This is a genomic window from Aeromicrobium sp. S22 (assembly GCF_009661045.1).
Classification (GTDB): Bacteria; Actinomycetota; Actinomycetes; order Propionibacteriales; family Nocardioidaceae; genus Aeromicrobium; species Aeromicrobium yanjiei.
In genome coordinates, this window is sequence record NZ_WJWV01000001.1 from 889318 (window position 1) to 910849 (window position 21532).

Sequence of the window (21532 nt, forward strand, 5' to 3'; positions counted from 1 at the left end):
AAATGCTTCACAAGGGTACAGTTGGCCCCACCGTGACCGAATCCGTCCCTCCCGGAGCCCATCGATGACCGAATGGCTTCTCCTGGCCACGTCCCTGCTCCTCATGCTCGCGTGCGGCATCTTCGTTGCCGCGGAGTTCTCCTTCGTCACGGTCGACCGTGCCACGATCGAGCGCGACGCCGAGGCAGGTGACCGGGGCGCGCAGGGCACCTTGATCGCCCTGCGATCGCTGTCGACCCAGCTCAGCGGCGCACAGCTCGGCATCACGATCACCAACCTGGCGATCGGCTACCTGGCCGAGCCGGCGATCGGCAACCTGCTGCGCGATCCCCTCGAGGCCGCTGGCCTGGAGGGCGGCGCGCTCCGGGGCGTCTCGTACGGCATCGCGCTCGTGCTCAGCACCGTCGTGACGATGCTCGTCGGCGAGCTCGTGCCCAAGAACTTCGCCCTGGCCCTGCCGCAGCGCACCGCCGCGATGACCCAGCTGCCGCAACGTCTGTTCACCAAGGCGATGGCGTGGCCGATCCGGCTCCTCAACGGCATGGCCAACGCGATCCTGCGGGCCCTCGGCGTCGAGCCGCAGGAGGAGCTGCGTTCGGCCCGATCGCCGGTCGAGCTCCGCTCGCTCGTGCTCCGCTCCGCGATCGAGGGCGCGATCGACGATGAGACGGCCGACCTGGTCGCCCGCAGCATCGCGTTCGGCGACCGCACCGCCGCCGACGTCCGCACCCCGCGCGTCCGCGTGCACTTCCTGGAGGGGCGCGACACGGCGCACGACGTCATCGAGGCGGCGCGGCAGACCGGCCACTCCCGGTTCCCGGTCATCGGCAAGGGCCCCGACGAGATCCTGGGCATCGTCCACGTCAAGGACGCGGTCGGCGTCGACCTGAACCGCCGCCGCAACGTACGCCTCGTGGACATCCTGGTCCCGGCGACGACCGTTCCGGACAGCATCGAGCTGGACCCCCTGCTCTCGGTGCTGCGTGAGCAGGGCATGCAGATGGCGATCGTCGTCGACGAGTACGGCGGCACCGACGGCGTCGTGACCCTCGAGGACCTCATCGAGGAGATCGTGGGTGACATCGCCGACGAGCACGACCGGCTCTCCTCCCGCAGCCGGCACCGCCGTGATGGCACCTGGTCGCTGTCGGGCCTGCTGCGTCCCGACGAGGTCGAGGAGCAGACCGGCATCGCGCTCCCCGAGGGCGAGGACTACGAGACGATCGCAGGTCTGATCCTCGAGAAGCTCGGACGCATCGGCGTCCGCGGCGACGTCGTGGTCCTCGACATCGACCGCACCCCCGACGACGACGAGGACGATCCCGAGCCGCTGCACGTCGCCCTGACCATCGAGCGGATGGAGGGGCGCCGGATCGACCGTGTCTCCCTGACGGTCATCGACGACGAACCGGCCGACGCGACGACCACGGGGGCCACGTCATGAGCGACTGGGGAGGCGTCGCACTGACGTTCGTGCTGCTGGCGCTCAACGCGTTGTTCGTCGCGGCCGAGTTCGCGCTGATCTCGGCGCGGCGGACGCAGCTCGAGCCACGCATCGCGGCTGGCTCACGTCCCGCCCGCATGGCGATGCGAGCGATCGAGAGCATCACGCAGGTGATGGCCGCCGCGCAGCTCGGCATCACGATCTGCTCGCTGGGCCTCGGCGCCGTGGGAGAGCCCGCGGTCGCCCACCTGATGGAGCCCGTGTTCGAGGCCCTCGGGATGCCCGAGAACTTCGTCCACCCCGTCTCGTTCATCATCGCGATGACCCTGGTCGTCGGTGCGCACGTGGTCCTCGGCGAGATGGTCCCCAAGAACCTCGCGCTCGTGGGACCCGACCGGGCTGCCTTGTTCCTCGGCCCGTTCATGCTCGGCGTCGTGTTCGTGCTCAAGCCGTTTGTCGTGGTGCTCAACGGGACCGCCAACCTGGTCGTGCGGCTGTTCCGGGTCGAGCCGGTCGACGAGGTCTCCTCGACGTACACGCACGACGAGGTCGCCGGCCTGGTCGAGGAGTCCCGCCGCGAGGGTCTGCTCGACGAGGACGAGTACGGTCTCGTGTCCGGTGCCCTCGACTTCTCCGACGGCACGATCGACCAGGTGCTGCTCCCGCGCGACGGCCTCGTCACGATCCCGCCGAGCGCCACGCCGGCCGACGTCGAGCAGGCCTGCGCCCAGACCGGCTTCTCGCGGTTCCCGGTCGAGGACGAGGACGGTGACATCACCGGCTACCTGCACATCAAGGACGTGCTGGAGACCGACGAGCGGTCGCGCCTGGTGACGATCGCCGACAAGTGGCTGCGCCCGCTCGCGACGGTCGCGGCCGGTTCGGGCCTCTACGAGGCCCTGCGGACGATGCAGACCCGCGGCTCCCACATGGCGCGCGTGGCCGACGAGAGCGGCACGGTGCTGGGCGTCATCATGCTCGAGGACGTCCTCGAGGAGCTTGTCGGCGAGATCCGCAGCAATCGGCCCGCGGCCGGCCGCACGTCCTGAGCGACCGCGGCCGGGTCGTGGTCCAGACTGTCTCCGTGCGCCGCCTCCTGATCGTCATCTCCGGTCTGCTCGCCATCGTCGTCGTCGGGGTCGCGATCTTCTCGTTCGTGACGGTGCGCAAGTCGTTCCCCGACACCAACGGCCAGGTCCAGATCTCGAGCCTCGCGGGCGACGTGGAGGTCAAGCGCGACGGTCTGGGCATCCCGCAGATCTACGCCGACACCCCCGAGGACCTGTTCCTCGCCCAGGGCTACGTGCACGCGCAGGACCGGTTCTACGAGATGGACTTCCGCCGGCACGTGACGTCCGGGCGGCTCGCGGAGCTGGTGGGGGACGCGGCCCTCGACACCGACAAGTACGTGCGCACGCTCGGCTGGCGCCGGGTGGCCGAGAAGGAGGTCGCCCTCCTCGACGACACGACGCTGTCGTTGCTCAAGGCGTACGCGCGGGGCGTCAACTCCTACATCGACAACCGGTCGAGCTCCGAGCTGTCGCTCGAGTACGCGGTCCTGGAGCTGACCGGGCCGGACTACACGCCCGAGCCGTGGACGGTCGTGGACTCGCTCGCCTGGATCAAGGCGATGGCGTGGGACCTGCGCAGCAACATGACCGACGAGATCGACCGCGTCCTCGCCACCGAGAAGCTGACCGTCGCGCAGGTCGAGGAGCTCTATCCGGACTACCCGAAGGGCCACCGCACGATCGTCGGCGACGAGGGCACCGTCCGTGACGGCGCGTTCACCGCACAGGCGCCCGCCCCGACCCAGGAGGGCCTGGCGCGCTCGGCGGTCACGTCGCTGAAGAAGGCCAGGTCGAGCGCAGAGGCGCTGCCGGCCCTCCTCGGCATCGGCGACGGCATCGGCTCGAACTCCTGGGTCGTCGACGGCGACCACACGACCACCGGCGAGCCGATCCTGGCGAACGACCCGCACCTCGCGCCGTCGATGCCCGGCATCTGGTACCAGGTCGGCCTGCACTGCCGGACCGTCGACGAGGCCTGCCCGTACGACGTCGCGGGCTTCTCGTTCTCGGGCCTGCCCGGTGTGGTCGTGGGGCACAACGCCAAGATCGCGTGGGGCGTCACGACGATGTACGCCGACGTGGCCGATCTCTACCTCGAGCGGGTCACGGGCGACACGTACGAGTACGACGGCAAGCAGGTGCCGCTGAAGACCCGCCGCGAGACGTTCAAGATCGCCGGCGAGGAGTCGCAGACCATCACGGTGCGATCGACCCGTCACGGCCCGATCCTGTCCGATCTCGACGAGGACGCCGAGGACGTGGGCGAGGCCGCGCAGAAGAATGCGACCCGCGGCTCGTACGAGGTCGCGCTGCGGTGGACCGCGCTCACGCCGGAGCCGACGATCAAGGCGGTCTTCGCCCTGGGCCGGGCCCAGGACTGGGACGACTTCCGGGCCGCGGCGAAGCTGTTCACGGTGCCGTCGCAGAACCTGGTCTACGCGGACGTCGACGGCAACATCGGCTACCAGTCCCCGGGCACGATCCCGGTCCGTCGCCAGGGCGACGGGCGCTGGCCGGTGCCGGGCTGGGACCCCGCCTTCGAGTGGAAGGGCTCGATCCCGTTCGACGAGCTGCCGAGCGTCCTCAACCCGGACGAGGGCTTCATCGTCACGGCCAACAACAAGGTCATCGGGGACCAGTACCCGAAGCTGCTGGGGGCGGACACCGCCGCGGGCTACCGCTCGGAGCGCATCCGCGAGCTGATCGAGTCTCGGATCGGCAAGGGCGGCAAGGGCCTGGACGTCCAGGACATGTCGAGCATCCAGAACGACACCTACAGCGCGAACGCCGCTCGTCTGGTGCCGGCGCTGCTCAAGGTCGAGCTGGGCAGCCGCTACCACCGCCAAGGGCAGGCCACCCTCGAGAAGTGGGACCTCAAGCAGGACGCGGACTCACCCGGAGCGGCGTACTTCAACTCGGTCTGGCGCCACCTGCTGGAGCTGACGTTCCACGACGAGCTGCCCGAGGCCGTGTGGCCCGAGGGTGGGGAGCGCTGGTTCAACGTCGTGAGCGGCCTGCTCGACAAGCCCGGCAGCCACTGGTGGGACGACGTCTCGACCCCCGAGAAGGAGTCGCGCGACCAGATACTTGCCACGGCGATGCAGGACGCCCGCGACGAGCTGACGATGATCCAGTCGCGCAATCCCAGCCAGTGGCGCTGGGGGACGATGCACAAGCTGGAGCTGGTCAACCCGACGCTCGGCGACTCCGGCGTCGGGCTGGTCGACAAGCTGTTCAACCGTGGCCCGTACCGCGTCGGCGGCGGCGGCGGCATCGTGGACGCGACGAGCTGGGACGCGACGGAGGGCTACGAGGTCACGTCCGTGCCGTCGATGCGGATGATCGTCGACCTCGCGGACCTGGACCGGTCACGCTGGATCCAGCTCACCGGCGCCTCCGGACATGCGTTCCACGACCACTACGTGGACCAGCAGGAGCGGTGGCGCAAGGGCGAGACCGTGCCGTGGGTGTTCGGCCGCCGAGCCGTCGAGGACGCCACCGACGACACCCTGACCCTCACGTCGCGCGGCTCGGCCTGACGCGGAACAGGCCCGAGGGGGTCACGGCCATCTGGACGGGGACGTCGTGGGCCTCGTGGGGGACCTCGGGCAGCAGCTCGTCGGTGAAGACGATCGCGCACAGGGGTGCCGTCGTGGCCGCGAGGGCCCGGTCGTAGTAACCGGCCCCACGTCCCAGCCGGTGACCTGCGTGGTCGACCGCCAGGGCCGGCAGCAGCACGACGTCGCAACCCGCCAGCGCGTCCGCGCCGAGGCGCGGGCCGTCCGGCTCCGCGATGCCCATCGGGGTCACGGTGAAGGACCCTGCCGGGTCGTGGACGGCCCAGTCGAGCGTTCCCCCGGGCAGGCTCACGGGCACCACGACCTCGATGCCCCGCTCGTGCAGCCCAGCAAGGGTCGGGGCGGTGCCGGGCTCGGACGGCATCGAGAGATAGCAGGCGACCCGGCGGGCGCGGACCACGGCCGGCATGGCCAGCACGTGCAGCGCGATCGCCTCGGCCGCCTCGGCACGCTCAGCCCCGGTCATGGCGCGTCTGCGGGCGAGCAGCGCCGTGCGCACCTGTGCCTTCGTCACGGCCTGACGCTAACCTATGGGCGCGGACGAACAGGGAGATTTCGTGAGCGGAGGCGCTGACATGGACGGACTCGAGCAGGCACGGCAGCGGATGACGGACGCCGGGGTGCCGCAGCGCGCGATCGACGTCTTCGCGTCCTTCTACGGCCAGCTGCAGCAGGGCGAGACGGGCATGATCCGGGAGTCGGACGTCGATCCCCTCACGGACATCGACCACGCGGGCGCGATCACGCTGAGCGACGAGCAGTGCCGCGAGGCCGCGTCGGTCACGGCCGTCATCAAGCTCAACGGCGGTCTCGGCACCTCGATGGGCCTGGACCGCGCCAAGACGCTGTTGCCCGTCCGGCCCGACCTCAGCTTCCTCGACGTCATCGCCGGCCAGGTGCGTCACGTCCGTGCGGAGCTCGGCGTCACGCTGCCGCTGCTGTTCATGAACAGCTTCCGCACGCGTGACGACACCCTCGCCGCCCTCGCGTCCTACGACGACCTCGAGGTCGAGGGGCTTCCTCTGGACTTCCTGCAGAACCGCGAGCCCAAGCTGCGCGCCGACGACCTCACGCCGGTCGACTGGCCCCAGGACCCGTCGCTCGAGTGGTGCCCGCCGGGACATGGCGATCTCTACACGGCGCTCGAGGTCTCCGGCATCCTCGACGCCCTGATCGACGCGGGCTACCGCTACGCGACGGTCTCCAACGCCGACAACCTGGGCGCCGCGCCCGATCCGGCCATGATGGGCTGGTTCGCCGCCTCCGGAGCGCCCTACGCCGCCGAGGTCTGCCGCCGCACGCCTGCGGACGTCAAGGGCGGCCACATCGTGGTCCGCAAGAGCGACGGACGGCTCGTCCTGCGCGAGACCGCCCAGACCGCCGACGAGGACGCGGCCGCCGCCGCGGACCCTGACAAGCACCTGTACTTCCACACCAACAACCTCTGGTTCGACCTGCACGTCATGAAGGCGACGCTCGAGGCGCGCGACGGCATCCTCGGCCTGCCGCTGATCCGCAACTCCAAGACGGTCGACCCGACAGATCCGTCCTCGACCAAGGTCGTGCAGATCGAGTCCGCGATGGGTGCTGCGGTCGAGGTGTTCGACGGCGCCACCGCGATCGAGGTCGACCGCTCGCGCTTCCTGCCGGTCAAGACGACCAACGACCTGCTGCTGCTGCGCTCGGACGTCTACGGCGTGGGGGACGACTTCCGGGTGCGGGCGACGGTGCCCACGCCGCCCCTGATCGATCTGGACCGCCGGTTCTACACCACGATCGCCGACTTCGACGCGCGGATCCCGACCCCGCCCTCGCTGGCCGAGGCGACCTCGCTGACGGTCCGTGGCGACTGGCGTTTCGGCCGCGACGTCGTGGTGCACGGTGACGTGACGCTCGACGACACGGGCGCCGCCGAGAGCGTGGCATCCGGGTCGCGGTTAGGCTGATCGGCATGTCGACAGGAGGATCCGACGACGGATCGGAGCAGGGTGCGTCGCCGACCGGGCCGGGTACCCAGCCCACGCGGCCCCGCCCCGCCAGCATCCGCGAGGGTCTGCTGACCGTCGAGGACCACCTCGAGAAGATCCTGCGGGGCGTCGGCCCGCTGGCGGCGTACGACCAGCCGCTCGTCGAGTCGCTAGGACTGCCGCTGCACGAGGCCTTCGTGGCCCCCATGGACCTGCCGCTGTTCGACAACTCCTCGATGGACGGATATGCGGTACGTGCCGAGGACGTCGCCGCGGCCGACCGCGACCACCCCGTCATGCTCCCTGTGGTCGGCGAGATCCAGGCCGGCTCCGCGCGACCGTTCGCGATCAGCGCAGGCACCGCGGTCAAGATCATGACCGGGGCCCCGATCCCGCGCGGCGCCGACGCTGTCGTCCCGTTCGAGGACACCGATCGCGGCAACGCCCGCGTCCAGATCTACGCCCCGGCGCGGCCCGGGGCCCGCATCCGGCCGAAGGGCGACGACGTCACCAAGGGCGACGTCGTGCTGCCCGAGGGCACCGTCCTGGGCCCGCGCGAGATCGGCCTGCTGGCCGCGCTCGGGGCGCCCCGGGTCAAGGCCCGCCCGCGACCGCGGGTCGTCGTGATCTCGACCGGTAGCGAGCTGCGCGAGCCGGGCACCCACCTCGACTACGACTCGATCAACGACGGCAACAGCTACATGCTCGCCGCAGCCGTCCGCGAGGCCGGCGCGATCTGCTATCGCGTGGGCGCCGTCGACGACAACCCCCGCACGTTCCAGCGGGTGCTGTCCGAGCAGCTCGTGCGCGCGGACCTCGTCGTCACCAGTGGCGGGATCAGCAAGGGCGACCACGACGTCGTCAAGGAGACGCTCTCGGCCCTCGGCACGGTCGAGTTCAACGAGGTCGCGATGCAGCCGGGCAAGCCGCAGGGATTCGGGCGGGTGTTCGACGAGCAGACGCCGATCATCACCCTGCCGGGCAATGCCGTCTCGGCCTACGTCTCGTTCGAGGTCTTCGTGCTGCCGGCCATCCGTCGCATGATGGGCCGCACCCCCTATCGCCGGCCCATGGTCCACGCGGTGCTGGCCTCGGACATCCAGTCACGCCCCGGTGTCCGGCAGTACGTCCGCGGCGTCTTCGAGGTCACCCACCGCGGTGCGAAGGTCACCCCGCTGGCCGGTGCCGGCTCGCACCTGATCGGCACGCTGGCCAAGGCCAATGCCCTGATCATCGTCGGCGAGGACCAGACTGCCCTCAACATGGGCGACACGGTCCGCACGCTCGTGCTCGACAGGCCGTTCTAGTGGCTGACCGGCTGACGCACGTCGACGACTCGGGCGCGGCCCGCATGGTCGACGTCACGGCCAAGCAGGTCACCGCCCGCACCGCGACCGCACGCGGTCGCGTCGAGGTCAGCACCCAGGTCGTCAGGCTCCTGCAGGGCGAGGGCGTGCCCAAGGGCGACGCACTCGCGGTCGCCCGCATCGCCGGCATCATGGCCGCCAAGCGCACGCCCGATCTCATCCCGCTGTGCCATCCGCTGGCGATCGGCGGCGTCGAGGTCGACCTGGAGGTCGACACGACCCCTGAGGGGCAGGGCGTGGTGCTGGTCGAGGCCACCGTCCGCACCGCGGACCGCACGGGAGTCGAGATGGAGGCCCTCACGTCGGTCAGCGTCGCGGCCCTGACCGTGGTCGACATGGTCAAGGCGGTCGACAAGCTCGCGCGCATCACCGACATCGAGGTGGTCGCGAAGTCCGGCGGCAAGAGCGGCGACTGGCGCCGATGAACGGCTCACCACGGGCGGCGGTCGTCGTCGCCTCCAACCGCGCCGCTGCCGGGGTCTACGAGGACGAGACGGGGCCGTTGATCGTGGAGGCGCTGACGTCGTGGGGCTTCGAGGTCGCCGAGCCGGCCGTCGTCGGTGACGGCGACCCCGTCGCGACCGCGATCGCCGCCGCACTCGCCGACGGGGTCTCCGCGGTCGTCACGACGGGCGGCACCGGCATCAACCCGACCGACCGCACGCCCGAGGCGACCCGCCCGCTCCTCGATCGCGAGCTGCCCGGCGTCGCCGAGGCCGTGCGGGCGCGTGGTGTCGCGGCCGGGGTGCCCACCGCCGCCCTCTCGCGGGGGCTGGCCGGTGTCGCCGGCAGCGCGGTCGTCGTCAACCTCCCCGGATCGCGGGGTGGCGTCAAGGACGGGCTCGCGGTGCTGGCCGAGATCCTGCCGCACGCCGTCGACCAGCTGCACGGCGGCGATCACCCGCGGAGCGACTCCTGAGCCCCGGCTGGCCGGTCGAGCTGCAGCACGGCTCGGTGGGCGTACGTCCGGTGCGCCGCCGTGACGCCCGCGCCTGGGCCCGGCTTCGCGCCGACAACGCCGACTGGCTCGGCCCGTGGGAGGCCACGCTGCCCCGCGAGGCCGGGAGTCCCGCGAGCTCGTACGTGGGCATGATCAGCACGCTGCGACGTCGCGCGCGGCTCGGGCACACGATGCCGTTCGCCCTGACCTGGGACGGCGAGCTGGTCGGCATGCTGACGGTCAACGGGATCACGTGGGGATCGGCCCGCTGGGCCAACATGGGCTACTGGGTCTCTCGCAGCCACGCAGGGCGCGGGATCACGCCCATCGCGGTCGCGCTGGTGTGCGACCACTTGCTCACCACGGTCGGGCTGCACCGCGTCGAGATCGCGATCCGCCCCGAGAACGCAGCAAGTCTGCGGGTCGTGGAGAAGCTCGGCTTCACCGAGATCGGGGTGGCGCGTCGGTTCCTGCACATCGCGGGGGAGTGGCGCGACCACCGGATCTTCCAGATCCTCGCCGAGGACGTCCCCGGTGGCTTGATGGCCCGGGTCCAGGCACCCGGACAGGAGCCCGGCGGGTCCTGAGCCGTCTCGCCGGGTCCCTCTCGCCACACCCGTCACAGACTTCTCCCGCGACACACGCGGCGGGTGCGGACGATCGGGGTCGCGACGGCCTAGGGTTTTGACCGTGGGTCCTAGCAGCGGGTTGATCATCGCGTTCGTCGTCGTTGTCTGGGCGGCGTACTTCATCCCGCTCGCCCTGCGCCGCTACGACGACGCCACCAAGAACGAGTCGGTCGAGACGACCGGGACGCTCAGCCGCGTCGTCACCAAGCCGTCCGCGGCCACGCAAGCGGCCGCACCTGCGGCTCCCGCCGCGTCCGTTCGTGCGCCCGCCGCCCCCAAGCGCGACCTCGATCGTCCCGCCGCGAGGCTGGCCGCCCGCCGCCGCCGGCGCACCCTGCTGACCCTGCTCGGCCTGACCGCCGTCGTGACTGTCCTGGCCGTCACGGGAGTCCTGCCGACCCTCGCGATCGCCGCCCCCGTCGCACTGGTCGCCGCGTGGCTCGTGGCCTGCCGCATCCAGGTGCGCGGCGAGCTGGGCATCGTGCGCGAGAAGAAGCCCCGCACGGGCGTGGCGACGTCGGACGCTGCACCGAGCGCCAGGACCAAGAGCAAGACCGCCGCCAAGGTCACGCCCCGGCTCAGCCCCGACGAGGAGGAGACGGTCATCGTCTCGGGCCTGTTCGAGGACATCGACCCGGGCCGCAAGCACGAGATGGAGGTCGTCGACCTCGAGGCGGATGCGCTCGACGATCAGATCGTCATCGCGGTGCCGTCGGTCTCGTCCTCCGGCGAGGCCCTCTGGGACCCGCTGCCCGTCACCCTGCCGACCTACGTCACCAAGCCCCGCGCCGGCCGCACGGTCCGCACGATCGACTTCTCGCAGCCCAACACGTGGACCTCGGGCCACATCGAGGGCGAGGAGGTGGAGCTGCCGAAGCGGGCAGATGACACGGGAGAGGAACGCCGCGCGGTGGGCCACTGACGGGCCTGATAAAGTTGCGGAGCACTCGCACGTTGAGTGCGTGAAGGACCAGCACTGGGGCATTGGCGCAGTTGGTAGCGCGCTTCGTTCGCATCGAAGAGGTCAGGAGTTCGAATCTCCTATGCTCCACCAGTGGAAGAGGCCCGACCGTCACCGGTCGGGCCTTCTTCATCTTGTCGGGAGACACGCCACGGCCACCCCTGGATCGTCACCGTCCCCCATCTGACGCTGGAATCGACGCCCGCCGACGACCCGGGAGGTCCACGTGCACGACTCGCCTCATCGTTACCGGAACGGGGTCAGGCTGCTACTTCTGGGCGCCACCACAGCAACGCTCCTCGCAGGTTGCGGACCCACCGCGTCCGACTCCTGCGTCACGTCGAAGCCGATGGCTGAGGGAGCGAAGCAAGACGTCTCAGTCCTGGTCGTGACCAAACCCGGACTCGACGTGAACATCGTGGGGACGCTCGACGTCGACGGCGGTCTCTACACGACACCGAGGAAAGACCTCGGCCCGGAGACGGACGTCCCCGTCGGCACCTACGACGGAACCGTGACCAAGTCCGACGGGCGACTCGTGCTGAACTACGAAGGCGAGTCGGTTCGGCTGGTCGGACCGATGGGGTGCGACTGACCTCGGTCAGCGGTCTGCGACTCACTTGCCGCTGTAGACAGGGAACGCGGCGTGCTTGCCGTAGTCCCTGGCGTCGAGGTCGCGCAGAGCGGTCATGTCCTCGTCGCTGATTGTGAAGTCGATCTGGGCGTTGCTGCGCATGTGATCGGGGTTCGCGGTCTTCGGCAGCGAGACGGTCCCGAGCTGGATCGTGTACCGGATGCACAGCTGCGGCACCGACACCCCGTACCGCTCCGCAATCGCTGCGACGGCGGGGTTGCGCAGGATCTCGCCGTGCGCGATCGGCGAGTACGCCTCCACGAGGATGTCCCTGCTCCGGCAGTACTGGATCAGCTCGGTCGGGGTGTTGCCGGGGTGCACGAGGATCTGGTTCACGTGTGGGACGACCGTGCCGCGGGTCAGGATGTTCTTCAGATCGGCCTGCAGGAAGTTCGACACCCCGATCGCCCTGATCCGGCCCGCCGCGTGTGCCACCTCCAGCGCCTTCCATGCCTGGAGGTTGCCGTCGGCGTAGTCGCCGCCGCGGAAGTCGGCCCACGGCTGGGGCGCGTGGATGAGCATCAGGTCGATGTGGCCCAGACCCAGCGTGTCCAGCGATCCCTCGATGGCGGTCACGGCCCCGTCGTGGTCCTTGATCTCGGCAGCGAGCTTGGTCGACACGAACAGCTCATCGCGGGGGACGCCGCTGGTGCGGACGCCCTCGCCGACGCCGCGCTCGTTGCCGTAGGCCTGGGCGGTGTCGATGTTGCGGTACCCGATCTCGATCGCGGCACGGACGGCGTCGGCGGCCACCGCATCGTCGATGAACCACGTGCCGAGCCCCAGCTTGGGGATCTGGACGCCATTGGCGAGGGATGCGGTCTCGTTCAGGATGCTCATGCGTCTCTCCGTTCCTCGGAAGGGTGCCCTGCGCCGGGCAGTCGGGGGGCCTCCACCGTCGCGGCCTTCGGGCCGGCACGACGTCGGTTCCATGGAACGCCTGTGTGCCGGGCCTGGGAAGGGTCCAGTGGCCCGGCCGGAAGGCCTGCCTCAGCCGTGCGCCCGGCGCCGGGTGACGAGCCGGACCGCGCCAGCGACCACGACCGCGACGGCGGCCCAGGGGAGCAAGCGGCCTGCGACCTCGACGACGGCGTTGACCGTCGTGACGAGGCCGTTCCAGCCGTCCCGCAGGCCGCCGGAGAATCCGCCGGGCTCGACCGAGTCGACCCGCGGCTCCTGCGCGAGGTCGATCGTGATGGTCGACAGCTCGACCTGCCCGGCCAGTGAGCGTCGTTGCGACTGCAGGCTCTCCAACTGCTCCTGCCGCTTCGTCAGGGCCGACTCGGCTGCGATGACCTCCTTGCTGGTCTCGCTCGCGCCGAGGATCGACTCCAAGCGATCGACCGAGATCTCCAGTGCGTCGATCCGGGCGTCGAGGTCCTGCGAGACCGAGGTGACGTCCTGGTTCTCGAGCGAGACGTCCTCGACGGTGCCCTGCTCCTCCAGACGGGCGATCGTGGCGGCGACCTTCGTGGCCGGCACGCGGACGCGGAGGGTCGCCGTGGCGTCCTCGCCGTCTCCGCTCTCGCTCCGGTCGTCGACCCGCCCGCCGATCCCCTCGACGTACGTGCTGAGCCGCGCCGCGACCTGACGAGGACGGGTCACCGTCACCGAGACCGAGCCCGTGGTCACGACCTGTCGGTCCGCGTCGGGCACAGCCCGGTTGGTGGTCCCGCCGAGACGCTTGTTGGTCGGCGCATCCGCCCTGCCGCCCGCGGCGTCGGAGCCCTCGCTGTCGAGCGACGATGAGGACTCGGAGCTGGAGGAGGCCTCAGAGCTGGACGAGGACCCCTGCAGGTCGATCGACGAGAGCGCATAGCCGCCCACGCCGACGACCAGCACACTCGCAGCAGTGAGACCGATCGCGCGTCGGGCCCGACGGCCGCGTCGCCTGATGTCGCGGTCGACCGCGGTCATGACGCTTCCGCGCATGGCCTCGATGCGGTCGTCGTTCAGTCCGGGGCTCGTCATGATGTCTCCCTCATGGATCGCAGGTCGGCGCGGAGCCGGGTGCGCAGGCGCGAGAGCCGGTTGCGGACCGCCGCGTGGCTGACGCCCAGCTCGCGCGCCGCCATCTCGTAGGTGTGGTCACCCTCGACGCACAGCTCGTAGAGCCGCCGGTCCGCCGGGGTGAGGGCCGCCGCGGCCTTGTCGATCTCCGCGCGGACGAGGCCGGCTTCGACCTCGTCCTCCACGGTCATGTCGGCCGGCGCCTCGGGGTCCAGCTCGCGAAACGGCGTCCGCATCCTGCGGCGTCCCGCGTTGAGGGCGGTGAATCGCGACGTGACGAGCAACCACGGCAGGACGGACTCGTCGACGACCGTGATCGTGCGGATCTTGCGCCACATCGTGATGAAGACGTCCTGGGTGACGTCCTGGGCCTCGTCGGCGTCGTGCACCACCGCGTAGGCCTGCCAGTAGACCGGGCGGACGTGCCGGTCGTACAGCAGGCCGAACGCGCCCCGGTCGCCGGCAGCGGCCCGCACGAGGAGATCCCGGTCGGTGGCGGCCGTGCCGTGCTCGGTCGTCGGTGGTGCGGTCACCGGGCGGCTCCGATCTGTGCGGGTGTGCAGACATGTCTCTGCCCCCAGATGTCGGGACGTGACCCATCGTCTCGCGCGGGACGGTCAGGCGGGGTGCGGTGGCGGGAGGTCCCAGTCGGCGATCGGGACGGGTTCGGGACGTCGTGTGTAGCGGTGCCCCGTGTGGGTGGTCCATGCGAAGACCCCGGGTGTGGGCTGTCGCAGGTCGATGAGGCCTTCGGTCTTGAGCCGGTGGGCGCGGCGGTTCAGCGGGCCGGTGTTGGCGGCGTGGGTGGGCGCGGGCCAGGGATCGGTGTGGTCGCTGTCGCAGTGGGCGGCGGGCACCGAGCTGGTGGGGAACACCGAGGTGCCGTCGCGAAACGCCAGGACTTGTCGGAGGCGGGCGGGGGCGAAGCGACCCAGCCACTGCACGGTCAGCAGGTTGCCGATGTCGTCGGTGACCAGGCGATACAGGAGGCTGTGCTCGTCGGCCACGGCCTCGCGCACGATGAAGGCGGGGATGGTCGCGGACCGGTCGGTCAGCTCGCCGGGGGCGTCGCTGAAGCCCAGCAGCGATGACAGGGGCACGGTGATCCCGATGACCGCGCGGTAGCCCAGGGCTCCGTCGCGGCGATCCAGCAGCACGTCGCACACGATGTCGGCGCGGGCCTGATCGAGGGTCCGGGCGTCGTCGGAGGCCAGTGCGTGGGCGGCAGCGGTGAGCCTTTGGGCGATCGCCGCGGCCTCGGTGGCCGGGATGTCCACGGTCAGCCGGGTCATCGCGTCGCCCAGGGGACGCAGGCGCACCGCCCGGTCGGCACGGGCGGTCTCGTGACGGGCGCGGGCGGCGTGGGCCTCGGTGCGTTCGACCCACCGGTCCAGCCACCGTGACAGCTGGCCCGGGGTGCGGCCGCTCGCGGCGTCCACGGCTTGGCCGTCGAGGTCGACCCGGGAGGTGGGATGGGTCAGGCGCCGGGCGGCCCGGTCGATCTCACCGACCGCGCTCGTGCTCAGGCGTCCGTCCTGCCAGGCCTGCCAGACCGTGGGCATCGTGGACCGCAGCCGCCGTGCCTGGGCGATGCGCCGCTCGATCGTGGGCACCGGCTGGGTCAGTGCGAGCGACAGCTCGTGGACTGCGGCATCGGCCCGGCGCGGGCCCCGGGCGCGGTCGACGTAGTCCACCAGATCGGCGGCCTCGGCAGCGTCGAGGGAGGCCATGGCCTCGCGGCGGATCACGATCTGATCGATCATCTGGTGGTCGTCGAGCACGGGATCCTCCTCTCCTTGCAGCCTTTCCTTCACTCTAGGGACGGGCTCCGACACCTCATCCGACGCTCACCGGCACGGGTGGATCATTGTCAGCGAGGTTTACATTCGCTACTTTCATGTAAAGCACATCTCCGAGAGTGCACGAGAGGAACAGATGACGATCGAGGCCACCGTCGACGGGACGGTCATCCAGTGGCGTGACCGCAAGCGCCACCTGTGGGTCATCGGGGCCATCGTCCCGTTGATCCCTGTCGCGATGTGGGGCATCTACGCCGTCACCGACTCGACCCTCGCGTGGTACTTCGGACCGTTCTTCATGTTCGTGGTCGTCCCGCTCGCCGACCTGGTGGCGGGCCGGGACGGCGAGAACCCGCCTGACGAGGTCCTCGAGCAGCTCGAGGAGGATCGCTACTACCGCTGGGTGACCTACTTGTTCATCCCTGCGCAGATCGCCGGACTCGTCTGGGGTGCGTACCTGCTCGGCGGTGGCACCCTGCCGGGCATAGAGGACCCCTTGACGATCGCCCAGAAGATCGGCCTCTCGCTCGGGCTGGGCATGGTCGCCGGTATCGGCATCAACACCGCGCACGAGCTGGGCCACAAGAAGCAGGAGCACGAGCGCTGGTTCGCCCGCGTCGCTCTCGCGCAGACGTTCTACGGACACTTCTTCATCGAGCACAACCGCGGCCACCACGTCCGCGTCGCCACCCCCGAGGACCCGGCGAGCGGCCGCCTCGGCGAGACCGTCTGGGAGTTCATGCCGCGCACGGTGACCGGCAGCCTCAGGAGTGCGTGGGAGCTGGAGAAGAAGCGCTTCGGACGCCTGAAGACGTCGCACTGGTCGCCGCGCAACGACGTGCTCAACGCATGGGCGTTCTCGGTCGTCCTGTGGGGTGCGCTCATGGTCGCCTTCGGCTGGCAGATCCTGCCGTACCTCGTGCTGCAGGCCGTCGTCGGCATCTGGCTGCTCGAGTCGGTCAACTACCTCGAGCACTACGGGATGAAGCGCCAGAAGCTCGCATCGGGCCGCTACGAGCGGGTCAACCCGAGCCACAGCTGGAACTCCAACAACATCGGCACCAACGTGCTGCTCTACCACCTGCAGCGTCACAGCGACCACCACGCCAACCCGACCCGCCGCTACCAGGCACTGCGGGACTTCAAGGAGGCGCCGACGTTGCCCACGGGGTACGCGGGCATGATCGTCCTGACGTGGGTGCCGCAGATCTGGAGGTCGGTGATGGACGAGAAGGTGCTGGACCACTACGACGGCGACCTGTCCCGCACCAACCTGCATCCGCGCACCGCAGCGCGCTATCGGCGCCGCCACGCGGGGGCGGGAGCCTGACGTGGCACAGTTCATCTGCCCGAACTGCGAGTACGTCTACGACGAGGAGCGCGGCAACCCGCGCGAGGGGTGGCCCGCCGGCACCCCGTTCGCCGACGTCGACCCCGATTGGACGTGCCCCGACTGCGGGGTGCGCGAGCAGGTCGACTTCCTGCCCCACACCACCACCCCAGGAGATCTGTCATGAAGCGTTGGGAATGCCAGCAGTGCGGCTTCATCTACGACGAGGCGGAAGGCTGGGTCGAGGAGGACATCCCGCCCGGCACCAAGTGGGAGGACATCCCCGACGACTGGACGTGCCCCGACTGCGGTGCGGCCAAGGCCGACTTCGTGATGGTGGAGCTCTGAGCGCTCGATGACCCACCGCACCGTCATCGTCGGAGCCGGCATCGCCGGCGTCAGCGCCGCGGCCGCCCTGCGGTCCGCCGGCTACGACGGCACGATCGACCTGCTCGGCGACGAGCCCGGCCTGCCGTACCGACGCCCTCCGGTCTCCAAGGAGATCATCCGCGGTGACAAGACCGCGGACGAGGTCCGCATCAAGAAGGCCGAGTGGTACGAGCAGCAGGGCATCGCGCTGCGCACGGGCGTCTCGGTGACCTCGATCGACACCGAGGCGCGGGCGGTACGCCTCAGCGAGGGCGAGCCGCTGCTCTACGACCAGCTGCTGCTCGCGACGGGTGGTCGGGCCCGCAGCCCGTGGGACGCGGACGGCGTCCGCACGCTGCGTGGTCTCGCCGACGTCCCGCGACTCAAGGACGAGCTCTCGGCGCGCGGGCCGGTCGTCGTCGTCGGCGCGGGCCTGATCGGCTCGGAGATCGCCGCCAGCGCCCGCGAGCTCGGCTGCGACGTGACGCTGCTGGAGACCGCCTCCCTGCCGCTCCCGCGCCTGCTGCCGACTGCGCTGGGGGAGATGTACCGCGACCTGCACAAGGCCGAGGGCACCGACCTGCACACCGGTGTCATGGTCTCCTCGATCCAGGACGAGGCGGGCACCACGGTCGTCCGGTCCGTCGACGGGCGCACGTGGTCCGCGCCGGTGGTCGTGGTCGCGGTCGGCATGGAGCCCCACGTGGAGCTCGCGGACGCCGCGGGCATCGGCATCGCGCCGGAGTCCGAGGGCGGCGGGATCCTGGTGGACGACCGCGGCCGGACGTCGGCCCCCGGGGTCTTCGCTGCCGGCGACGTCGCCAACCAGCCCAACGGGGTGCTCGGCGGGCGCCATCGCGTCGAGCACTGGCAGGGTGCCCAGAACCACGGCACCGCGGTCGGCAAGGTCATGGCCGGCGGCGACGGTGCATTCGTCGAGGTCCCGTGGTGCTGGTCGGACCAGTACGGCGTGAACCTCCAGGTGGCGGGCTGGCCCCAGGGCTCCCACGACATGGTCGTGCGGGGATCGATCGGCGATCGCGACTTCATCGCGTACCTGCTCGACGACGGCGTCGTGCGGGGTGCGGTGTCGATCGGCAGGCCGCGCGACGTCCGCACCGCGCGGGCCTGGATCGCCGACCACGCGAGGCTCGACGAGGTGCTGGACCCCGAGGCCGGCGCGTGACGGTCAGGGTGCGGCTGCTCGATGCAGCCCACGCGGTCATCGAGTCGACCGGCTGGTCGACGGTCACGATGGCGGCCGTCGCCGAGGCCGCCGGAGTGAGCAGGCAGACCGTCTACAACGAGTTCGGCACCAAGCGCGGACTGGCCGAGCAGCTCGCCCTGCGCGAGCTCGACCGGTTCCTCGGGGTGGTCCGGGAGCGCATGGCGGCCGCCGACGACCTCCTCGACGGCATCCGGTCCGCGTGCGAGGGCGCGCTGGAGATGGGCCGGCGAAGCGTGCTGGTCCGTACGGTCGTGGGCTCGTTGCCCGGGGAGCACGACACCGACCTGCTGCAGATCTTGACGACCGAGTCGGGCGAGATCGTGGAGGCCGCGGTGCTGGTGGTGCGCCAGAGCATCGAGGAGCTCTTCGCGCCGACACCGTTCACGAGCGACGAGCTGGAGGTCGCGGTGGAGTCGGTCGTCCGCCTGGTGCTGTCTGCGCTCACCCGCCCCTCGAAGCCCCCCGCCGAGGCCGCGGACGACATCGCCTGGCTCGTGGGGCTGGCCCTGCGCGGCGCGGCCGCCCGGGGCTGAGGGGGGACGCGGGTCAGGGAACCGGGATGTCGGGCACGTCCGCGGACGGGACGTCGTCCGTCGCCGACGGATCGGCCGGGGCGGTGGGGTCGGCGGGAGACGTGGGATCGGTCGGGTCCGCGCCGGGGCTGACCGGCGCGGCGGTGCCGTCGCCCGTGACGTAGACCAGGCGGCCGTCCGCGAGGCGGTAGACCGTGCCGACGGGCGTGCCGCGGCCCACGGTCTTGACCCCCTCGTCGGGGACGTCCTCGACGGTCTCCCCGGGCTTGACCGTCACCTCGCCGAGAGCGGGCTTGGTCAGTCCGCCCTCGTTGACCGCCCCGGACAGGCCCAGGGACGACAGCGCGGCGATGAGGAAGCCCACGGCCAGGACGATGCCGATGTCGAACATGTTGACCAGCCCGTCGAGCGGGTCACCGGCCTTGTCCTGGTGGACGCGGGCCCGCGGCGTCACCTTGATCATGAGGAGACGTCCGTCCCGCTCGGGGCGGGGGCCGCCGGCGGAGCGGGCGGCACGAGCGGCGGGAGCGAGACGGTCTCCGAGCTCGTGACGGGTCGCGACGGCGTGGGCGGGACGCTCGGCGTGATCGTGCCGGTCGGGGCGATCGAGGCCGCAGCGGACCCGTCGTCGGTCAGGATCGCCGCGACGTACTCGAGATCGGAGAAGTCCTGGCCGTAGAGGCGCTCGCGGAGCAGCGACAGGGCGAGCGCGATGACGCCGATGAGGATGCCCAGCACGGTGATGCTGAACGCCAGGCGCAGGTTCTCGGTCAGCGCGTCGACGTCGCCGCGCGCCAGTCCGTCCAACGCCGGGGCGAGCGGGATGAGGGTGCCCATCAGGCCGAGGGCCGGGCCGAGGCGGACCAGGAGGCGGGTGCGGCCGAGCCGGGCCTGGCGGCCGAAGTCGAAGTCCGCGAGCTCCTTGGCGATGCGGGTGTCGGCGCCCGGCTTGTCGACCGCGCCCACGAGCACCTTGAACGCCTTGCCGACGGGCCCGGACCACGCGACGGTCTGCAGCAGGGCCGAGGCCTCGTCCATGCGCCGCTCGTCGACCGCGCGACGCGCGGAGGCGCCGGCACGGGCGAGGGCCGAGAACGTACGGCTGCGACGCTTGATGAGCTCGGTGATGAGTGCCCCGACCTCGACCAGGACGACAGCGAGGGCGAGCAGGGTGAGGATCACGACCGGGAGCTCGAGCACCTCCGCGACGCGGAAGATGAAGTCGTAGATCTTGTCGCTCATGCACGTCTCCTGAGTGGGCGCAGTCGGTTTCGGAACCATCGTGTCTCACTCGCGGCGCCGGCGCCGACGAGCAGGGCGATCGTGAGACCCGCGAGCACCCAGGTCGCGACGCGCTTGCGGAGCGACGCCTCGGACGCGGGAGTGGGCTGGCTGGTGTCCTGGGTCCCGGGGATGGCCTCGGGGGATCCGCCGGGCACGATCTCGGCGCCCGCCAGCACGTAGCCCTCGACCTCCTCGAGGCCGTCGTCGACCGGCGCGGTCTCGGTCGGCTCGTCGTCGGGGATGTCCTGGTCCGGAGAGATGTCGGACGGCGGGTCGAGAGGCTCCGGTTCGATCGGGGCCGGGTCGTACGGCGGGACGTATCCGCCGCCACCTGTTCCCCCGCCGGTTCCGCCCCCGGTGCCTCCACCGCCGCCACCGGTGCCGCCGGAGTCGGGCGCCTTCGGTGGCTTCGGTGGCTTCTCGACCTTCATCTCCACCGCGGACGAGCGACCGTACGAGCCGTTGGCGCCGTAGACGCTCACGGACACGGGGTAGGTGCCCTTCTTGGCATAGGTCTTGGACGGGCTCTCGCGCTTGGTCCCCTTGACCGAGCCGTCGCCGAAGTCCCACCGCGTCCTGATGATGCGGGTGCCGGGCTCCTTGGCGTACGAGACCGAGAACGTGTTCTTGGTCTTGGTCGTCACGTCGGTCTTGTCGACCTTGACCGAGGGCTCCAGGAGCTTGCCGGTGGTGTGGAACGTGAGCTCGAGGGGGCCTGACACCTTGAAGATGTCGGAGATGTTCACGTCCTTGTTGGCGTCGCGCAGCGGTCGGACGTAGCCGATCTGGTCGCCGGCCAGGTAGACCGCCGGGGGGAGGCTGTCGTCGAACGGGTAGTCGGCCTCGGCGGGGTCCGCGAGCTCGGCGTCGGAGAGGACCGAGGGGATCTGACTGGCGTTGGGCGTCTCGGAGAAGGTCGCCGGCCTGCCTGCCTCGGGGTGCAGCTCGCTGATCTTGGCCAACAGCGCGTGCAACGAGATGCCGCGCTTCGCCTTGACGGTCGGACCCTCCGAGACGTCGCCGGCGACGTTGCGGCGCTTGTAGTACTGCCGCGTCTCGTCGAAGTCCGACCATTCCTTGATCTGATCGGCCGTGACGGCGCCCCGGTAGAGGGTGGTCTGGTTCCCGTCGACGGTGCGGACGACGTTGACGATGACGCACGCGGTGCCACCCGTGCACTCGGCGGCCGAGACAGGTGACGGGGCGAGGCTGAGGCTGGTGCCCGCGAGGGCCAGGGCCGCGACCAGCGCGGCGGAGCGACGGCGTACGAGGCGCATGGGTGGACCCCCTCCGATCGCGCTGTGGATGTGCCTATCTTCCATCATCCCCGCGATGTGGGCGAGACGGGTGGTCTTGAAGTGACCCGTGGGACCCCCCGGCAACCGTAG

Annotated in this window: 23 protein-coding genes and 1 tRNA gene; 16 read left to right on the forward strand and 8 right to left on the reverse strand. The window is 70.7% G+C overall.

The annotated features are described in order from the left end of the window. The first annotated feature begins 64 nt into the window (after positions 1-64). From GEV27_RS04450 to GEV27_RS04460, 3 genes are read left to right on the forward strand one after another with little or no spacing between them, the layout of a single operon-like run. Positions 65-1444 carry a hemolysin family protein gene (locus GEV27_RS04450; protein ID WP_153654043.1) on the forward strand — a complete coding sequence of 460 codons (1380 nt, stop codon included), beginning with the start codon at positions 65-67 and terminating at the stop codon, positions 1442-1444. Then, complete coding sequence (locus GEV27_RS04455) at positions 1441-2493, forward strand: hemolysin family protein (RefSeq protein ID WP_153933539.1); 1053 nt, start codon at positions 1441-1443, stop codon at positions 2491-2493. The genes GEV27_RS04450 and GEV27_RS04455 overlap by 4 nt, the downstream gene beginning before the upstream one ends. Positions 2494-2528: 35 nt before the next feature. Beyond that, entirely contained in the window at positions 2529-5054 is a 2526-nt protein-coding gene (locus tag GEV27_RS04460) for a penicillin acylase family protein (RefSeq protein WP_309222029.1), read from the forward strand. Here GEV27_RS04460 and GEV27_RS04465 read toward each other — a convergent pair. After that, positions 5032-5607, reverse strand: coding sequence for a 5-formyltetrahydrofolate cyclo-ligase (locus GEV27_RS04465; protein ID WP_208430745.1), 576 nt, complete (start codon positions 5605-5607; stop codon positions 5032-5034). The two genes, GEV27_RS04460 and GEV27_RS04465, sit on opposite strands and share 23 nt — an antisense overlap. Positions 5608-5668: 61 nt before the next feature. Here GEV27_RS04465 and GEV27_RS04470 point away from each other — a divergent pair, with 61 nt between their 5' ends. From GEV27_RS04470 to GEV27_RS04505, 8 genes are all read left to right on the forward strand, one after another. Further along, positions 5669-7039, forward strand: coding sequence for a UTP--glucose-1-phosphate uridylyltransferase (locus tag GEV27_RS04470; RefSeq protein ID WP_153933540.1), 1371 nt, complete (start codon positions 5669-5671; stop codon positions 7037-7039). Between the two features lie 5 nt (positions 7040-7044). Then, complete coding sequence (glp, locus tag GEV27_RS04475) at positions 7045-8367, forward strand: gephyrin-like molybdotransferase Glp (RefSeq protein WP_153654035.1); 1323 nt, start codon at positions 7045-7047, stop codon at positions 8365-8367. Positions 8368-8411: 44 nt separating this feature from the next. Further along, a complete protein-coding gene (gene moaC / locus GEV27_RS04480; protein ID WP_153933961.1) occupies positions 8412-8852 on the forward strand; it encodes a cyclic pyranopterin monophosphate synthase MoaC in 441 nt (146 codons plus the stop codon). After that, positions 8849-9346 (forward strand): molybdenum cofactor biosynthesis protein B, encoded by a 498-nt coding sequence (locus tag GEV27_RS04485; RefSeq protein WP_153910145.1) that lies wholly within the window; start codon positions 8849-8851, stop codon positions 9344-9346. The genes moaC and GEV27_RS04485 overlap by 4 nt, the downstream gene beginning before the upstream one ends. Before the next feature lie 35 nt (positions 9347-9381). Further along, complete coding sequence (locus GEV27_RS04490) at positions 9382-9954, forward strand: GNAT family N-acetyltransferase (protein WP_243838765.1); 573 nt, start codon at positions 9382-9384, stop codon at positions 9952-9954. A 103-nt stretch (positions 9955-10057) separates the two neighbouring features. Further along, positions 10058-10918 (forward strand): hypothetical protein, encoded by an 861-nt coding sequence (locus GEV27_RS04495; protein WP_153933541.1) that lies wholly within the window; start codon positions 10058-10060, stop codon positions 10916-10918. Between the two features lie 56 nt (positions 10919-10974). Next, a tRNA-Ala gene (locus GEV27_RS04500) sits at positions 10975-11050 on the forward strand. A 295-nt stretch (positions 11051-11345) separates the two neighbouring features. Continuing rightward, the gene (locus tag GEV27_RS04505) at positions 11346-11552 is read left to right on the forward strand and encodes a hypothetical protein (RefSeq protein WP_153933542.1); all 207 of its coding nucleotides are present in this window, start codon (positions 11346-11348) and stop codon (positions 11550-11552) included. 21 nt (positions 11553-11573) lie between these two features. Here GEV27_RS04505 and GEV27_RS04510 read toward each other — a convergent pair whose 3' ends face one another. The 4 genes from GEV27_RS04510 to GEV27_RS04525 form a co-directional block, all read right to left on the reverse strand. Then, a complete protein-coding gene (locus tag GEV27_RS04510) occupies positions 11574-12431 on the reverse strand; it encodes an aldo/keto reductase (protein ID WP_153933543.1) in 858 nt (285 codons plus the stop codon). A gap of 150 nt (positions 12432-12581) precedes the next feature. Further along, positions 12582-13562 carry a DUF4349 domain-containing protein gene (locus GEV27_RS04515; RefSeq protein ID WP_153933544.1) on the reverse strand — a complete coding sequence of 327 codons (981 nt, stop codon included), beginning with the start codon at positions 13560-13562 and terminating at the stop codon, positions 12582-12584. After that, the gene (locus GEV27_RS04520) at positions 13559-14134 is read right to left on the reverse strand and encodes an RNA polymerase sigma factor (RefSeq protein ID WP_153654022.1); all 576 of its coding nucleotides are present in this window, start codon (positions 14132-14134) and stop codon (positions 13559-13561) included. Before GEV27_RS04520 ends, GEV27_RS04515 begins: the two co-directional genes overlap by 4 nt. An 84-nt stretch (positions 14135-14218) precedes the next feature. After that, complete coding sequence (locus tag GEV27_RS04525; protein WP_153933545.1) at positions 14219-15382, reverse strand: DUF222 domain-containing protein; 1164 nt, start codon at positions 15380-15382, stop codon at positions 14219-14221. Between the two features lie 154 nt (positions 15383-15536). Here GEV27_RS04525 and GEV27_RS04530 point away from each other — a divergent pair, with 154 nt between their 5' ends. Genes GEV27_RS04530 through GEV27_RS04550 form a run of 5 tightly spaced genes read left to right on the forward strand, consistent with a single transcriptional unit; the run spans position 15537 to position 18860 of the window. Beyond that, positions 15537-16730 carry an alkane 1-monooxygenase gene (locus tag GEV27_RS04530; RefSeq protein WP_153654018.1) on the forward strand — a complete coding sequence of 398 codons (1194 nt, stop codon included), beginning with the start codon at positions 15537-15539 and terminating at the stop codon, positions 16728-16730. Position 16731: 1 nt separating this feature from the next. Then, complete coding sequence (locus GEV27_RS18220; RefSeq protein ID WP_153654016.1) at positions 16732-16917, forward strand: rubredoxin; 186 nt, start codon at positions 16732-16734, stop codon at positions 16915-16917. After that, positions 16914-17078, forward strand: a complete 165-nt coding sequence (locus GEV27_RS04540) for a rubredoxin (RefSeq protein WP_153933546.1) — start codon at positions 16914-16916, stop codon at positions 17076-17078. Before GEV27_RS18220 ends, GEV27_RS04540 begins: the two co-directional genes overlap by 4 nt. 7 nt (positions 17079-17085) lie before the next feature. Beyond that, positions 17086-18285 carry an NAD(P)/FAD-dependent oxidoreductase gene (locus GEV27_RS04545; protein ID WP_153933547.1) on the forward strand — a complete coding sequence of 400 codons (1200 nt, stop codon included), beginning with the start codon at positions 17086-17088 and terminating at the stop codon, positions 18283-18285. Next, positions 18282-18860: a TetR family transcriptional regulator gene (locus GEV27_RS04550; protein WP_153654010.1), complete on the forward strand. Its 579-nt coding sequence runs from the start codon at positions 18282-18284 to the stop codon at positions 18858-18860. The genes GEV27_RS04545 and GEV27_RS04550 overlap by 4 nt, the downstream gene beginning before the upstream one ends. Positions 18861-18873: 13 nt before the next feature. Here GEV27_RS04550 and GEV27_RS04555 read toward each other — a convergent pair whose 3' ends face one another. From GEV27_RS04555 to GEV27_RS04565, 3 genes are read right to left on the reverse strand one after another with little or no spacing between them, the layout of a single operon-like run. Further along, positions 18874-19323 carry a DUF2149 domain-containing protein gene (locus GEV27_RS04555; RefSeq protein ID WP_153933548.1) on the reverse strand — a complete coding sequence of 150 codons (450 nt, stop codon included), beginning with the start codon at positions 19321-19323 and terminating at the stop codon, positions 18874-18876. Then, positions 19320-20102: a MotA/TolQ/ExbB proton channel family protein gene (locus GEV27_RS04560; protein ID WP_194839871.1), complete on the reverse strand. Its 783-nt coding sequence runs from the start codon at positions 20100-20102 to the stop codon at positions 19320-19322. Before GEV27_RS04560 ends, GEV27_RS04555 begins: the two co-directional genes overlap by 4 nt. Next, entirely contained in the window at positions 20099-21421 is a 1323-nt protein-coding gene (locus GEV27_RS04565) for a PKD domain-containing protein (protein WP_194944121.1), read from the reverse strand. Before GEV27_RS04565 ends, GEV27_RS04560 begins: the two co-directional genes overlap by 4 nt. Positions 21422-21532 lie beyond the last annotated feature (111 nt).